At 60.2% G+C, this 14,428-nt stretch carries 13 protein-coding genes; 3 read left to right on the top strand and 10 right to left on the bottom strand.

Annotated features, from left to right (window positions below):
• The first annotated feature begins 40 nt into the window (after positions 1-40).
• The gene (gene dusA, locus GA0061100_RS00995) at positions 41-1,054 is read left to right on the top strand and encodes a tRNA dihydrouridine(20/20a) synthase DusA (protein WP_075850761.1); all 1,014 of its coding nucleotides are present in this window, start codon (positions 41-43) and stop codon (positions 1,052-1,054) included.
• A gap of 423 nt (positions 1,055-1,477) precedes the next feature.
• Here dusA and GA0061100_RS00990 read toward each other — a convergent pair whose 3' ends face one another.
• Positions 1,478-1,690 (bottom strand): cold-shock protein, encoded by a 213-nt coding sequence (locus tag GA0061100_RS00990; RefSeq protein WP_069613123.1) that lies wholly within the window; start codon positions 1,688-1,690, stop codon positions 1,478-1,480.
• Between the two features lie 470 nt (positions 1,691-2,160).
• Between GA0061100_RS00990 and GA0061100_RS00985 the strand changes: the two genes are divergently transcribed.
• Positions 2,161-2,694: a nucleoside deaminase gene (locus GA0061100_RS00985; protein ID WP_075850760.1), complete on the top strand. Its 534-nt coding sequence runs from the start codon at positions 2,161-2,163 to the stop codon at positions 2,692-2,694.
• Positions 2,695-2,727: 33 nt separating this feature from the next.
• On the opposite strand, the gene GA0061100_RS00980 is transcribed toward GA0061100_RS00985, so the two are convergent.
• From GA0061100_RS00980 to uvrB, 3 genes are all read right to left on the bottom strand, one after another.
• Positions 2,728-3,786, bottom strand: coding sequence for an adenylate/guanylate cyclase domain-containing protein (locus GA0061100_RS00980; RefSeq protein ID WP_075851830.1), 1,059 nt, complete (start codon positions 3,784-3,786; stop codon positions 2,728-2,730).
• 163 nt (positions 3,787-3,949) lie between these two features.
• Positions 3,950-4,405, bottom strand: a complete 456-nt coding sequence (locus GA0061100_RS00975; protein ID WP_075850759.1) for an SRPBCC family protein — start codon at positions 4,403-4,405, stop codon at positions 3,950-3,952.
• A gap of 197 nt (positions 4,406-4,602) precedes the next feature.
• The gene (gene uvrB / locus GA0061100_RS00970) at positions 4,603-7,389 is read right to left on the bottom strand and encodes an excinuclease ABC subunit UvrB (protein WP_075850758.1); all 2,787 of its coding nucleotides are present in this window, start codon (positions 7,387-7,389) and stop codon (positions 4,603-4,605) included.
• Between the two features lie 284 nt (positions 7,390-7,673).
• On the opposite strand from uvrB, the gene GA0061100_RS00965 reads away from it, so the two are divergent.
• A complete protein-coding gene (locus GA0061100_RS00965) occupies positions 7,674-8,924 on the top strand; it encodes an MFS transporter (protein ID WP_075850757.1) in 1,251 nt (416 codons plus the stop codon).
• Between the two features lie 56 nt (positions 8,925-8,980).
• On the opposite strand, the gene GA0061100_RS00960 is transcribed toward GA0061100_RS00965, so the two are convergent.
• The 6 genes from GA0061100_RS00960 to GA0061100_RS00935 form a co-directional block, all read right to left on the bottom strand.
• A complete protein-coding gene (locus tag GA0061100_RS00960) occupies positions 8,981-9,496 on the bottom strand; it encodes a hypothetical protein (protein WP_075850756.1) in 516 nt (171 codons plus the stop codon).
• Positions 9,497-9,597: 101 nt separating this feature from the next.
• On the bottom strand, positions 9,598-10,434 hold the full coding sequence (locus GA0061100_RS00955) for an RDD family protein (protein WP_083961247.1): 837 nt from the start codon (positions 10,432-10,434) through the stop codon (positions 9,598-9,600).
• 151 nt (positions 10,435-10,585) lie between these two features.
• Positions 10,586-11,656: a tetratricopeptide repeat protein gene (locus tag GA0061100_RS00950; protein WP_075850754.1), complete on the bottom strand. Its 1,071-nt coding sequence runs from the start codon at positions 11,654-11,656 to the stop codon at positions 10,586-10,588.
• Positions 11,657-11,711: 55 nt separating this feature from the next.
• Positions 11,712-13,304 carry an SEL1-like repeat protein gene (locus GA0061100_RS00945; RefSeq protein WP_075850753.1) on the bottom strand — a complete coding sequence of 531 codons (1,593 nt, stop codon included), beginning with the start codon at positions 13,302-13,304 and terminating at the stop codon, positions 11,712-11,714.
• A gap of 121 nt (positions 13,305-13,425) precedes the next feature.
• Positions 13,426-14,016, bottom strand: coding sequence for a hypothetical protein (locus GA0061100_RS00940; RefSeq protein WP_075850752.1), 591 nt, complete (start codon positions 14,014-14,016; stop codon positions 13,426-13,428).
• A gap of 4 nt (positions 14,017-14,020) precedes the next feature.
• On the bottom strand, positions 14,021-14,410 hold the full coding sequence (locus GA0061100_RS00935) for an acyl-CoA thioesterase (protein WP_075850751.1): 390 nt from the start codon (positions 14,408-14,410) through the stop codon (positions 14,021-14,023).
• Positions 14,411-14,428: the final 18 nt, after the last annotated feature.

The following is a 14,428-nucleotide window of genomic DNA, read 5'->3' as shown; positions in this document are numbered from 1 at the left end:
TTGAGGGATTTGGTGTAGAGGGCGGGCAGAAAGGTTTCCCATGTATAGCGACGCGCTGAAAACTGGCCGCAAAATCTTTGCGGTTGCCCCCATGATCGACTGGACGGATCGCCATTGCAGGTACCTGCATCGGCAGATCAGCCGGCATGCGTTGCTCTATACCGAGATGGTGGTGGCGGATGCGATCATCCACGGGCCGCGCGACCGGCTGCTGGGGCATGATGTCGCCGAGCATCCCGTTGCGCTGCAGCTTGGCGGCTCCGATCCGGCCAAACTCGCCGAAGCTGTGCGAATTGCGGAAGCCTATAATTACGACGAGATCAACCTCAATGTCGGCTGCCCGTCCGACCGCGTGCAGTCCGGCACCTTCGGTGCGTGCCTGATGCTGACGCCGGAGACGGTCGCATCCTGTGTTGCCGCGATGAAGGCAATTTCGAAGGCACCCGTTACTGTGAAATGCCGGATTGGTGTCGACGAACAGGAGCCGGAAGAGGCGCTCCCCGAGTTGATGACGCGGGTACTCGACGCCGGTGCCGATGCGATCTGGGTGCATGCGCGCAAGGCCTGGCTGAAAGGCCTGTCGCCGAAGGAAAATCGCGAAATACCGCCGCTCGACTACGATATCGTCTATCGCATGAAGCAGCGTTGGCCGGACGTCTTCATCGGTATCAATGGCGGCATCCAGACGCTGGATCAGGCCGAGGGACATCTGACCCATGTCGACGGCGTCATGCTTGGCCGCGCCGCCTATCAGAATGCCGCGATCCTCTCGGATGTCGATCATCGCTTCCATGGCGAGCCTGCCGTTGAGGCCGATTGGGACGGGCTGCGCGATCGGATGATGGCTTATGTGGAGCGCCATATAGCCAATGGCGGGCGCCTGCAGCATGTGGCGCGCCATATGGTCGGTCTCTTTACCGGCCTGTCGGGTTCGCGCCGTTATCGCCAGATCCTCTCCACCGACGCTAACAAGCCGGGCGCGGGGCCTGAAGTGATTGCGGCTGCTTTCGCCGCAGTGGATTTTGCCGGAGAGCGCGAACGGGCGAGCGCTTGAGGGAATACTGATTCCCACTTCCTTTGTCATTCGAGGTAGCTTTCGCTCCCACCTCACGGAGAGGGCTGATCGGCTGGAAGTTAAGGAGCAGTTTGGTGTCGAAAGATCACCTCACATCCGTCAGCCTCGGGCTTGCCCCGAGGATCCATGTCCAAGCACATTGGTGCGTCTAAATCGACGAGGGTGCTGGTCTTGCTTTGGAGCGCATCCCTTTTCACCAGAGGAGGCAGCGAGGCTCGTGCCTGGATCTTCGGGTCAAGCTCGAGGATGACGGAATGTTAGGATGGTTCGGGGCAGACAACGGACTTGCGGCGAGGGGCATAGACAAGCTTGATTCAGGACGAGGGTGCCATCCTCACAAACGAAAAACGGCGCGGTTTTCACCGCGCCGTTCGAAACCTTGATCAGGCAGTCACCAGAGGCTTAGGCAGCCTGGATGTTGACAGCCTTCGGGCCCTTGCCCATGCGATCCGGCTCGGTGTCGAAGGTAACCTGCTGGCCTTCGCGCAGCGACTGGATGCCGGAAGCCTGAAGAGCGGAGATGTGGACGAAAACGTCCTTTGCGCCGCCGTCAGGAGTGATGAAACCAAAACCCTTGTCCTGGTTGAAGAATTTTACGGTGCCCTTGGTGGCCATGGGGGATAGTCCTTTACCCATCAGTCTTAGTTTATCCGGATGAACCCGGACGGCTTTGCTTCCGCAACATGCGAAAGCCAGTCGAGAAGTTCACGTACGGGGAAAGAACGTCTGCGCGGGTCTAAAGACCCAACCACTGCCTGCCGCCAGCGGATCACCAAATCAGTCCAGTCACCGGCATGCAAATGCCCGAGCATGTGTATGGGTGACAGGGTTTGTGGAAAAAGGCAAGGGGCAATATTAGGGCAGGGTGGGAAACGGGTAGGATTGGGTGGGAATTTCAAGGGGTTGGGAAAGCTTCGGGTTCGGTTGATCGATAATTCTACGATTACGGACGTATATAATAAGCTTGCTGCCTATCGCGGCGGGTTTGAGGCGGATCCGAATTGTGAGAATCTGTCGTACGGTTGTAGCAAAAGCCAGTACCTTGCGAATCCGCAACTTTTGATACCAGGTGCTGTGGAGGCCTCATGGCTCAATCGAACGATGACTATATGATGGGCCTGGCATTGGCCGAGGCAGCGGCTGCCTTGAAACAAGGTATATTTCCCGTGGGGGCGATTCTGTCAGCCGGGGATCGGATTCTGGGGCGCTCGCACAAGACCATGGTTTCAAATCATCTGAACCATGCGGAAATAAATCTGTTTCATCAGGTATTCAAAGGCAATTATACATTCTCTCGAGATGACGGCATCACGCTCTACACAACGCTCGAGCCTTGCATCATGTGTTTCGGCACCATGCTTCATCTGCCGATCATGCGTCTCGTCTTCGCCATGCCGGATGCATATGGCGGATGCGCTCATGTCAGATTGGAAAATTCTCCTCCCAGGCATCTTTCGAGACCGGTGGAAATCGTTGGAGGCGTTCGTCGCCAAGAGGCGTGCGAGCTTTTTGCAGCGTTTCTTGATACGACCACGGAGGAGTTTTGGCTGACCGGCGGGGCTTCGCATTTTCAGGCCGCCGTTAGAGCCAATCTTCATCTCAATATGCCGCAAGATTGATGATGCGTTGGCGGCTTCAAGACGTTTGCGGTTCTAGGTCTCCGCCAGCGTAAACACCGCGCAAGGCTCCGCAATCCCTCGCAGCCCATAGCTGTCCAACGCTAGCAGCGGCATCGTCGTCTCAGCTGCGACCGAGCCTGAAATCAGAATATTGTGTCCGAGCGGCTTGCAGAGGCCCTCCAGCCGGCTGACGAGATTGACGGCGGGGCCGATGGCGGTGAAGTCCAGCCGGTCGGCGGCGCCGATATTGCCCCAGAGCATGTCGCCGAAATGCAGGGCGGCTCCGAAAGGGAGCGGCGGCAGGCCCTGGTTTGCGCGAGACGCGTCGAGATGCGCCATGCCGGCGCGGATGGCGGTGGCGGCGCGCAAGGCTGCCTCGCATGCTTCCTTCGCTGTCCCGGTCACCGGGAAGATCGCCAGCACGCCATCGCCCATGAATTTCAGCACTTCGCCGCCGAAAGCATGCACGGCGCCGGCAACGCGGTCGAACCAGGCATCAAGCGCGGCGATCATGACGGTCGGTTCCGTCACTTCGGAAAGGGCGGTGAAATCCCGGAGGTCGGCGCAGAGCAGGGCTGCGCGGATGGTCTCGCCGCTATTGCGGCTGAGCGCGCCGGCCTGCACGCGGGCAGCGCTTCTGCGGCCGAGATAGGCTTCAAGCAGGGTCGATAGGGTGGCGCGGGCGGCCAAGCCCGCCAAGGGGGCGGCGGCAAAGCGGGTGATCTCGCGCAGGCTATCCGTCTCGGCGGAGGTGAAGGGCCGAGTACCGGCCCAGGCAAGAGCGGAATTGCCGGGCGCAATCCCGATCGTTTCCTCGCAGGTCGGGCCGAGATCGCCGAGCCAATCGCGGCCGGCCTGGCCGAGCGCCGTGCCGGCGAAGCCGAGGGCTTCGGTCACCGCGCCGGTTTCGGCGCGCCAGAGCCATGTATGTTGGGTTATGATCGGATGCGGCGCTGCAAGCGTCAGCGCGCTGCCGGCCAGCGGGATGTCGGCGGCCAATAGTTGTCCGCCCAGATCGGCCAGGAAGCGTTCGGGGCTGGGCGAGGTGCCGGCCTCGTCAATCAGCCAGGCAAGGGGGGCGGGTAGATCCATGCCGCGATCATGCCATGGCGGTTGCAGCCTGTCATCCGTGCCGATGCGACCTTGCGGCCAGCGTTGGATCGTCACGATATCGAAGGCGAAGTTGTTGCCTCTGGCTCGTGACATGGCTTGCGCGCCAAGGCATAGAACTCGATGGCGCTGCGCTTAAACGTCGTCAGCTTCTGCCGTCGTGACCGCGCATGGAGTCGGGGCCGGGATCGCGTCCGGCGGCCACTGCGGCCATACGGTCGAGATAATGCGCCCAACCCTTTGCGTGCGCTTCACATTGTTCAACGGTCGGCAGGCCGGTGTGGGTGAGGCGCACCAGCGTCCCGTCCGACTGCTCTATCAGATCGATTTCCACCAGGCTTGATCCGGGAGGCACTTCCTCGCTGCCGTCCCAGCCGAAGCTGTAGGCGAGGCGATGGACCGGCACGACTTCGCGAAACGAGCCACGCGCGAAGCGGGCTCCGGTAACATTGACGAGATAGATGCCGCCGGGCTGCAGCTCCGTCTGGGCTTCCGTGCCCATCCAGCGCAGGATTTTCTCCGGATCGGTGAGCAATGCGAATATGGCTGCAGGCGGCGCCGGGACATGGGTCTCGCGACGGACGATTAAAGGCTCGGACATCAGTCTCTCTCCCCAGGTTGCTGTCGCTTCCCACCGGTTCGGTATGCACTCAAGCACCTTCCGTCCCTCCGTGGGCCTCCTCATGAGAACATGTAGCGGTTGCGGCCTCGCCAGCAAGGCATTGCTCAATGCTCGCGGGCTCAGCCCTCACAAATCGACAACTCGGGGCGGGTCGGCATCTGATAGACGCCTGCGCCCTATCGCCCGGGCCGTCCCGTCTTGCCTTTCGTCCGTCCCTTGCGCTGCTTCTCGTCGACCGGATCCTCGTAGGAACCGACGCCAGGCTTCGCACGGGTGATCGGCTTGTCCGGCACCTTGCCCGTCACTGGCTTTTCGGTGCGGCCGACGGTCATCTCGTCCAGCGTGTTCTTGCGGAAAAGCGGCGTACCGGCATCGCTGCCCGGCCCCATTTCGTCGAGGCTCGGTTTGGCGAAGTAAGAGCGAGAATCCGGCGCCGGCGGTGCGCGCTTGCCTGCCGCCGCACCTCGATTTTCGAGGCTTTTCGCTTCCTCGCGGGCCAGTGGATCGTCCATGGCGGCGAGTTCGACGGCCTTGAGGCGCTTGATCTCGTCGCGCAGTCGTGCCGCCTTTTCGAAGTCCAAGTCGGCTGCGGCATCGCGCATGGATTTTTCCAGCGCGTTGAGGTGGGCCTGCAGATTGTTGCCGACGAGGTGGCCGCCGTCGGCAAAGCCCTTGCCGGAGGCGCCGCCGATATCGGCGCGGACATGGTCCTTCTCGTAGACGCTGTCGAGAATGTCGGAAATTTTCGCTTTGACCGATTCCGGCGTAATGCCGTTTTCAATGTTGAACGCCATCTGCTTTTCGCGACGGCGGCTGGTCTCGTCCATCGCCCGCTGCATCGAGCCGGTAATGTTGTCGGCATAAAGGATGACCTTGCCGTCGACGTTACGCGCGGCGCGGCCGATGGTCTGGATCAACGACGTTTCCGAGCGCAGGAAGCCTTCCTTGTCGGCATCAAGGATGGCGACGAAGCCGCATTCCGGAATGTCGAGACCCTCACGCAAAAGGTTGATGCCGACGAGCACGTCGAAAGCGCCGAGGCGCAGGTCGCGGATGATCTCGATGCGCTCCAGCGTGTCGATGTCAGAGTGCATGTAACGCACGCGCACGCCCTGTTCATGCAGATATTCCGTCAGGTCCTCGGCCATGCGCTTGGTCAGCACCGTGCAAAGCGTGCGATAGCCCTTGGCGGCGGTCTCGCGGATTTCGCCGACGACATCATCCACCTGCGTACGGGCCGAGCGCACTTCCACCGGCGGGTCGATGAGGCCCGTCGGACGGATGACCTGTTCGGCGAAGACGCCGCCGGATTGCTCCATTTCCCAGCTGCCCGGCGTTGCCGAAACCGCGATCGTGTCCGGGCGCATGGCGTCCCATTCCTCGAAGCGCAGGGGACGGTTGTCCATGCAGGAGGGCAGGCGGAAGCCGTATTCGGCAAGCGTCGCCTTGCGCCGGAAGTCGCCGCGATACATGCCGCCGATCTGGCTGACCGAGACGTGGCTTTCGTCGATGAACAGCAATGCGTTATCGGGAATATATTCGAACAGAGTCGGCGGCGGCTCGCCGGGATTGCGGCCGGTCAGGTAGCGGGAATAGTTCTCGATGCCGGCACAGGAGCCGGTGGCCTCAAGCATTTCGACGTCATAGCGGGTACGCTGTTCCAGCCGCTGCGCCTCGAGCAGGCGGCCGGCTTTCTCCAGCTCGGCAAGCCGGATTTTCAGCTCTTCCTTGATCGCCTTGATGGCGCCGTTCAGCGTCGGGCGCGGCGTGACATAGTGCGAATTGGCATAGATCTTCACCGACTTCAGGTCACCGGTCTTCTGGCCGGTCAGCGGATCGAATTCGGTGATGGCGTCGATCTCGTCGCCGAACATGGAGATGCGCCAGGCGGCATCCTCCAAGTGGGCCGGGAAGATCTCGATCGTGTCGCCGCGGACGCGGAAGGAACCGCGGATGAAATCCATATCGCGGCGCTTGTATTGCTGCGCCACGAGGTCGGCGAGAAGCTGGCGCTGATCCAGCCGGTCGCCGACATTCATCTGGAACGTCATCGCCGTATAGGTTTCGACCGAGCCGATACCGTAGATGCAGGACACCGAGGCGACGATGATACAATCGTCACGCTCCAGCAGCGAGCGCGTCGCCGAGTGGCGCATGCGGTCGATCTGCTCGTTGATCGAACTTTCCTTCTCGATGAAGGTATCCGAGCGCGGCACGTAGGCTTCCGGCTGATAATAGTCGTAGTAGGAGACGAAATACTCGACCGCATTGTCCGGAAAAAAGTTCTTGAATTCGGAATAGAGCTGCGCGGCCAGCGTCTTGTTCGGCGCGAGGATGACGGCAGGACGCTGCGTCGCCTCGATCACCTTGGCCATGGTGAAGGTCTTGCCGGAGCCGGTGACGCCGAGCAGCACCTGGCTGCGGTCGCCATTCTCCAATCCTTCGACAAGATCGCGGATCGCTGTCGGCTGATCGCCGGCGGGCTGATATTCCGAGGCCATGCGGATCTCGATGCCGCCTTCGGACTTTGCCGGACGGGCAGGGCGATGCGGCGTCCAGAGCTTGCCGTCCTTGAAGAGCGGATTGCCGCTCTCGATCAGCTTCGACAACGCTTCCACGGTCGCAGTCACACCGCTCGTTGCGATCTTGTCGGCATCCTCGAGCGCGATATCAAGGCCAGCCACCGGATTGAGGCCGGCGGCGGCGCGCGTCTTCGGGTCGGTCGAACCACCCATCGAGGTGCCGCGTGCCGATTTGGAAGCGGCGATTTCCACCTTCTTGCGATGCTTGCCGGCCTTGGAGGCGATCTCGCGCTGGGTTTCGATGCCAGAGGATTCCGCATCCGCTTCGAGCTGCTTTACCCAATCGGCAACGCTGCCGCTGAGCGGCGCACCCTCAAACGATGCCTGTGGCGCCTCTTCGAAACCGGTCGGGGCGGGGGATTTTTTCGGTGATTTGGCCATGGGGCGAATATGGAGACAGATCGCACAGATGTGAAGGGGCAAAGAGTACAAAAGGGAAACAAAGTAGAGGATTTTTCCATTCGCCGAAGATGTCAAATATGTTACAACCCAAGGGCGGCCGATGCGTTATCGTTGATCCAAAGTCCGCATAGCGCGATCCTCGCAGGCGCCAAAGGAGGAACAAGCCGCAACGTCGACATGCCCGGCCACTTGCCGGGTTCCCCCAGCTTCGACGGCATCCGGTATTGCCCGCCTCGCCGCCGCCATCCGGTCGGAGGATCATGATGACCGCATTGGATAGCTTACGTTCCTTGTCCCCCCAGCAACGAAACACCGTGATCGCGGCCTATCTGGGCTGGACTCTGGACGCTTTCGATTTCTTCATTTTGGTTTTCGTTCTCAAGCATATAGCCGAAGAATTTCACACGGACGTTCCGGCAGTCGCCGTGGCAATCTTCCTCACGCTTGCCATGCGGCCGCTCGGAGCCTTGATCTTCGGACTTGCGGCGGATCGGTTCGGGCGGCGCACGACCCTGATGGTCGACGTGCTGCTTTATTCCGTCTTCGAATTCCTGACCGGCTTTTCGACCGGCCTGACGATGTTTCTCGTGCTGCGCGCGCTCTTCGGCGTTGCCATGGGCGGCGAATGGGGTGTCGGCGCGTCGCTCGTCATGGAGACGATACCCGAGGATTCGCGCGGCCTTGTATCCGGTATCCTGCAGGCGGGCTATCCCTCGGGCTATCTGCTTGCATCGATCGTCTTCTTTCTGCTGTTTCCGATTATCGGCTGGCGCGGCATGTTCTTCGTCGGCGCGGTGCCGGCGTTGCTGGTGCTGTATATCAGGCGCAATGTGGAGGAATCTCCGGCCTTCCTGCAGCGGCAGGCCAAGCCACAGCGGCCATTTCTCACCGTGCTGCGCGAGAATATTCCGCTATTCATCTGGGCGGTGCTTCTCATGACTGCGTTCAATTTCTTCAGCCACGGCACCCAGGATCTCTATCCGACCTTCCTGGAAACCCAGCGGCAATATGATTCCTATACGGTCGGCGCCATCGCCATCGTCTACAATATCGGCGCGATCGTCGGCGGCCTGACGTTCGGTGCTCTGTCGCAGCGTTGGGGCAGGCGGCGGACCATCGTCATCGCGGCGCTTCTCGCCATTCCCGTCGCCCCGCTGTGGGTTTGGGGTCAGGGCCCGGTCATGCTCGCGATTGGCGCCTTCCTGATGCAGCTTTTCGTGCAGGGTGCCTGGGGCATCGTTCCCGTGCATCTGAACGAATTGTCGCCGGACGAGGTGCGCGGCACCTTCCCTGGATTTGCCTACCAGCTTGGGAACCTGCTGGCATCAGGCAATGCCTCGATCCAGGCGGGACTAGCAAAGCAATGGAACGGCGACTATGCCCTGGCGCTGTTGATCGTTGCCTGCATAGTTGCCGTGGTCGTTGCGATTTTCGCCGGCTTTGGCTTCGAGAAAAAGGGTGTTCGGTTTGGCGGCAAGGATGCCGGGCAGGCGGACAGCGCCGTGCGGGCCTGACGAGGCTCAATTATCCGGGCAAGCAAGGGCCGGCTGATATTGCCGGCCCTTTCAGGTCACTTTCCGCAAATTTCCGAGATCTTGGCCTGGGCAAAGCCACGGGCCAACTCCTGCAGGCCGCCGACTGAGGATATCAGTTCGCCGATCGGGCCGTTGATGCCGAGATGCAGGTCGGTGATGTGGCATGCGCCGACATCGACCGTCATCGAGGCATCGAGTTCCCCCTTGATCGTCGTCTTCAGCACGCCATGCGATTTGCAGGCCATTTCGGCATGCGCGTTGATCTGCACACCGCCGCCTGCGGCATCGCAGACATCGAGTGACTTCACCTCGAACTTGTCCTTGTGATCAACGCCCGGCAGTTTCTTGCAGGGGTCGGCCTCGTTTACGGACTTCTCGATCTGCGGGCCAAACTTGCTCTGCAGCAGTGACCAGCACGAGCCGGGTGCGGCTTCTGCTGGCGTTGCTGCTATGGGAAGCGGAGAGAGCGGCAACACGACCGCCATGGCCAGCAGAGACATGCGAAGCGGCGGCAGAAGCGAGAAGGGGGACATGGGATATTTCAGGTTCACGACGATCTATCCTCTCAAGAGAAGAAGCAGCAAATCAGGCCTGGCGCGGCGACAGTCTTCCATCTCTTCTTCCGCCAAGGCAATCCCCCCGATTTTGATGGTTACTCCTTGACGACCATGGTGTCGCAGAAGCGGTCGTAGAAGGTCTGTCCGCGCCACAGGATTAGTGGAAAGACCCACCAGATAAGCGCGAATACGAACAGAAGCGGTGCCAACGCCCCGGTCAGGGCGAAGAAACCGATGGCATTGAGAAGGTTGGTATCGCGCGCCTGCTGAATCAACTGGTCGATGGGCGGCAGATAGGAAGGCAACAGGAACAGGCTGACCAGATTGACGATTGCGAGCAGCATCAACGGCAGAAACTTGAACATCTCCCGTTTGGCGGCAAGCGCAAAGGGCATGGCGTCGCCTTCCGCGGTTGTCACGCGCAACGAGGTCAAGCGCTTGCCTGGTGTTCGCCCGCCGTGGATCGAGCAGAGGGCGAAGGCGAAGGGAAGGAGCAGCAGGACGATGCTTGAAGTTGGCCTTACGGTGATATTCGGATCGATCGGGTTGCCATTGCCGTCGACGGGTACGGAAAAGGCGCGCTTCAATGCGGCCGATCCCTGCTGCGATGCGACGATTGAAAGAAAGACCGTGTATCCGTTGCTGCCCAGCCAGGATATGCGGCACAGTTGGTTGCTTCTCACTTCGCCTGGCTGCAGCGGCCATTCTGCCTCCACCTTCGCAACGAGAGGCGCCGAAGTTGCTTCTTCGCATTGCTGCTTTTGAAGCAGCGGCAGGGTCAAATCCCACGACGTTACCGCCGACAGCGCGAGAAACAACAGCGTAAAGGCGACCTGGAAGATGACGATATCGACCGCGTAGGCACCGAGGCGTCGCCAAAAATGGCGAGGCGGCAAAGAGGCCATTTGATGATCGGAAGCAGCAGAACTCATAGTTTCCCCCGGCTCAGCGCGCGTCACGACGCCCCACACGCCGCATCACGTACTTCAAGTTGTGGGCATTAGCATATCTTGCCGCGATTCGCCGGGAGTGAAGGCAGGTGACCGGCAGGGCATGATGGTACCGATCGGACAGTGCAGCGCGTCATATCGGAATAGTCTGTCCACCGGAGGGGTCTTCCGGTTGGTCGTCCGTGTCGCCATCATAACCCAGGCGCTTCGCCTTGCGGAACCATTCCGCCGCCTTGGCCGCATCCGCAGCAACGCCATCGCCGTCACGATACATCACGGCGAGATTGTAGGCTGCGCCGGCATAGCGATGCTCCGCTGCTCTCTCGAACCAGTAGACGGCTCGAGGACCATTCTTGGCGACGCCTTCGCCATCGCGGAACATGACGCCGAGATTGTATTCGGCCTCGACATCGTTCTGCGCCGCGGCCTTCAGAAACCACGCGATCGCCTGGGCATCGTCCTGCTTGATCCCGTCGCCATCGGCATACATGGCACCGAGATTGAACTGCGCACTGGCGTCGCCTTGATCCGCCGCCTTCTTGAACCAGGAGAAGGCTGCAGCGCCGTCCTTGGCGACGCCTTCGCCGTCGCGGTACATGATGCCGAGATTGTATTGCGCCTCGACTTTTCCCTGCTCGGCCGCCTTGCGATACCAGACGACGGCCTTGCTCTTGTTCTTGTCCGTGCCGTCGCCCTGATCGTACATGGTGCCGACATTGAACTGTGCTTCGGCATCGCCCTGTTCGGCGGCCTTGCTGTACCAGTCAAAAGCCTGCGGCTTATCCTGCGCTACGCCTTGGCCCGTGTCGTAAACGACGCCAAGATTGTATTGCGCATTGAGGTATCCCTGTGCCGCAGCCTTCTTGTACCAGGCAATAGCCTCGCTTTTGTCGGCGGTAACGCCTTCGCCCTGATCATACATGGTGCCGACGTTGAACTGTGCTTCGGCGCTGCCCTGATCGGCGGCCTTCTTATACCAGCTAAGGGCAAGGGTGAGGTTTTTTCCGACGCCGTTGCCGTCCTCGTACATCTGTCCGAGTTTCAGCTGTGCCGCGACATTGCCCCTGTTCGCCAGGGGGCGCCAGTAATCCAGGCCCGATTTGATATCGCCGCGATCGTAGCTGTTTCGTCCGACATCGGCTTGTGCCGTTCCCATGGACGCCAGTGCGAAGAGCAAACCTGCTGCCCCCTTCTTCCAGTTCACGATTTACCCCTCAGTCGAAATCCGTTGAATTAAGATGCCGAACGCTTCGTGACCGCTAGGGCACCAGCGCCATCAGCAAATGAAATAGGACCCAGCCCGTCATATCGCCGGTGTCCCTTTTTCCGGTCGCCCCTTGTCCCAGTGGTCCGAGATCCTTGATCGGGCCGTCGCCGTTTGCTTCCATATAGCTGAGCCCATGCTGTGCTTCGGGCAACCCCTTCGCCGCCGCCTTGTTGAACCAGTCGGCAGCGATCGTCGAGTCCTTCGGCACGCCATAGCCGTTATAATACAGATATCCAAGACCGTATTCTGCGCGGGCGTCACCCTGATCGGCGGCTTTGCGAAATAGATTGGCCGCCTGGCCGTAGTCCTTGGCCACGCCGGCGCCTTGATAATAGAGATAGGCGAGGGCGTATTGACCTTGGGAGTTGTTCTGGTCCGCAGCCTTGCGATACCAGCTTGCCGCGACCGATTTGTCAGCCTTTATCCCCTGGCCGTTTTCGTACATGTAGCCGAGGGCATATTGTGCGTCCGCATGGCCCTGGCCGGCGGCTTTCCGACACCAGTCAATGGCCTTGCCGTAGTCCGCAGCAATGCCACGGCCGGCAGCATACATGAAGGCGAGGGCGTATTCGCCTCGTGCATCGCCTTGCTCGGCGGCCTTGCGATACCATCTCACTGCGCTGTCATCGTCGACCTTCACGCCCTGGCCGTTGGCATAGAGATAGCCGATGGCATATTGCGCGTCGGGGCGTCCCTGGTCAGCCGATTTGCGAAACCATTGAAGCGCCTGACGGTAGTCCTGTGCCACCCCGACCCCATTCTCAAGGCTGTAGCCGACGGCGTATTGTGCCTCGGCTCGCCCTTTCTCGGCTGCTTTCATGTACCAGGAATAGGCTTCGGCATCATCCTGCCCGACACCCTTGCCATTGGCATAGGCGTAGCCGACCGCATACAGACCTTGCGCACTTCCTTGGTTGCCGGCCTTTTTATACCAGGCGAGGGCCTGTTCCTGATCTTCTTCCGTGCCTTGGCCGTTGTCGTACATATAGCCGATTGCGTATTGCGCATCGGCGCGGCCCTGGTCGGCCGCCTTGCGATACCAGCCGAGTGCGATGGCGCGGTCCTGATGCACGCCGAGGCCATTGGCATACATATAGCCGAGCGCATATTGTGCCTGTGCCTCTCCCTGAGCGGCGGATTTCTGATACCAGGTGACGGCACCTTCATTATCGACAGCCATGCCCCGGCCATTGGCATGGGAATAGCCGATGGCATATTGAGCATCGGCATTGCCGTTTTGCGCCGCCTTCAAATACCAGTCGTTTGCCTGTTTCAGATCGGTATCGACGCCGCGACCGTTGGCATACATATAGGCCAGAGCATATTGGGCTTGCCCATTGCCTTGGTCAGCCGATTTCCGATACCAGTCGACCGCCTGCGCATCGTCCTGCTCCACGCCCTCACCGTGGGCGTAGCGATAGCCAAGACCATATTGGGCAGCCGGATTGCCCTGATTTGCGAATTCCACCCAATATTTCAGATCGATCGTGGTATTGGCAGGTCCTGGTGCGGGGTCTTCGGCATGAGCAAGCCACGGTAACGATAGAGCAAAGGCCAATCCCAGTGCATAGCTCTTTGTCTTCAAGGCTTGAGTCTCCCACCTGCGTCTCAGAGCATAATCGATCTGAACAATATGGCGATGTCTTGGTTAAAGATCGTGAAGCATCGAAATGGCAGCCGCTTTAACGCCGAGCGGAATAAGATCGCTAGACCGGAAGCACGTCGTAGAGACGGAAGATCCATGTAATCTGGTAAATCAGGCCGACGGTCACGAAAGCCGCCTGGAAACGCCGGTTGGCCGTGATCGCGGCGATGATACACAGGACGACGTAGACGACATTACGTATTGGATACTCCCAGCCTAGCGACTGGAAATAGGCTCCACCCTTCAGCAATGTGTCGATGAGATCGACGGCATAGGTCACGGCGAGCAGGCCGAAAAACCAACGCCGGCGGGAGATGAAATATTCCTCGAAGCCGCCGTAATCTTCGACCGAGGGCGGATTGAGCAAGACGCAGAGGAAATAGAAGAGGCAGCAGAAACAGATCAGGAAGAGGTAGACGCCGAAATTGATCTGAGCGACGGATTGCAGCCGATATTCCCACCACCAGAAATGGATGATGAACAGGAACATCGACAAGACCCAGCCGATATGGACGAGGTAGATCTTGTTCTTGCCCGGCGCCTGCACGAAGCCGGCAAGCCGGGTCAGAAGCTGGGCGAGCGAAAGGCCGATCACCATGCTCATGACCGTCCTGATGTAGACGTAGACTTCCGGTGCGTGTGCGGAACCCATTGCGTCAGCTCTCCCCTGGTACAGCCTTCGGCAAGCCATCCTCATCAAGGGCGACCATGATGAATGTCGCGGCGGTGACCTTCTCGAGGCTATTGTAGCGCGCACGGTGCGCCCAGGCTTCGACGCTCAAGGTGATCGAGGTGCGGCCGACGCGTTCGATATCGGTGAAGACGCTCAGCGTATCGCCGATCTTGACGGGCAGCTCGAAAGCCATCTCCTTGACCGCTGCCGTGACCACGCGGCCGCGCGCCCGTTCGGCGGCGCGGATGCCGCTTGCCAAGTCCATCTGTGCCATGACCCAGCCGCCGAAAATATCGCCGGCAGGATTGGCGTCGGCGGGCATGGCAAGCGTGCGCAATGTCAGCTCGCCTCTCGGTTTGACGCTATCATTCATTCGTCTGCTCCTGTTCAC

This window comes from Martinezella hainanensis, from assembly GCF_900094555.1.
GTDB classification, from domain to species: Bacteria; Pseudomonadota; Alphaproteobacteria; order Rhizobiales; family Rhizobiaceae; genus Rhizobium; species Rhizobium hainanense.
This window is presented reverse-complemented; position numbering and strand designations above follow the sequence as displayed.

What these genes read in the sequence shown, in the direction of transcription:
- GA0061100_RS00940 (WP_075850752.1), bottom strand. Translation starts at nt 14,016, where the DNA reads ATGGGTTCCGCACACGCACCGGAAGTCTACGTCTACATCAGGACGGTC.
- GA0061100_RS00975 (WP_075850759.1), bottom strand. Translation starts at nt 4,405, where the DNA reads ATGTCCGAGCCTTTAATCGTCCGTCGCGAGACCCATGTCCCGGCGCCG.
- uvrB (WP_075850758.1), bottom strand. Translation starts at nt 7,389, where the DNA reads ATGGCCAAATCACCGAAAAAATCCCCCGCCCCGACCGGTTTCGAAGAG.
- GA0061100_RS00980 (WP_075851830.1), bottom strand. Translation starts at nt 3,786, where the DNA reads ATGGATCTACCCGCCCCCCTTGCCTGGCTGATTGACGAGGCCGGCACC.
- GA0061100_RS00955 (WP_083961247.1), bottom strand. Translation starts at nt 10,434, where the DNA reads ATGAGTTCTGCTGCTTCCGATCATCAAATGGCCTCTTTGCCGCCTCGC.
- GA0061100_RS00985 (WP_075850760.1), top strand. Translation starts at nt 2,161, where the DNA reads ATGGCTCAATCGAACGATGACTATATGATGGGCCTGGCATTGGCCGAG.
- dusA (WP_075850761.1), top strand. Translation starts at nt 41, where the DNA reads ATGTATAGCGACGCGCTGAAAACTGGCCGCAAAATCTTTGCGGTTGCC.
- GA0061100_RS00990 (WP_069613123.1), bottom strand. Translation starts at nt 1,690, where the DNA reads ATGGCCACCAAGGGCACCGTAAAATTCTTCAACCAGGACAAGGGTTTT.
- GA0061100_RS00935 (WP_075850751.1), bottom strand. Translation starts at nt 14,410, where the DNA reads ATGAATGATAGCGTCAAACCGAGAGGCGAGCTGACATTGCGCACGCTT.
- GA0061100_RS00965 (WP_075850757.1), top strand. Translation starts at nt 7,674, where the DNA reads ATGACCGCATTGGATAGCTTACGTTCCTTGTCCCCCCAGCAACGAAAC.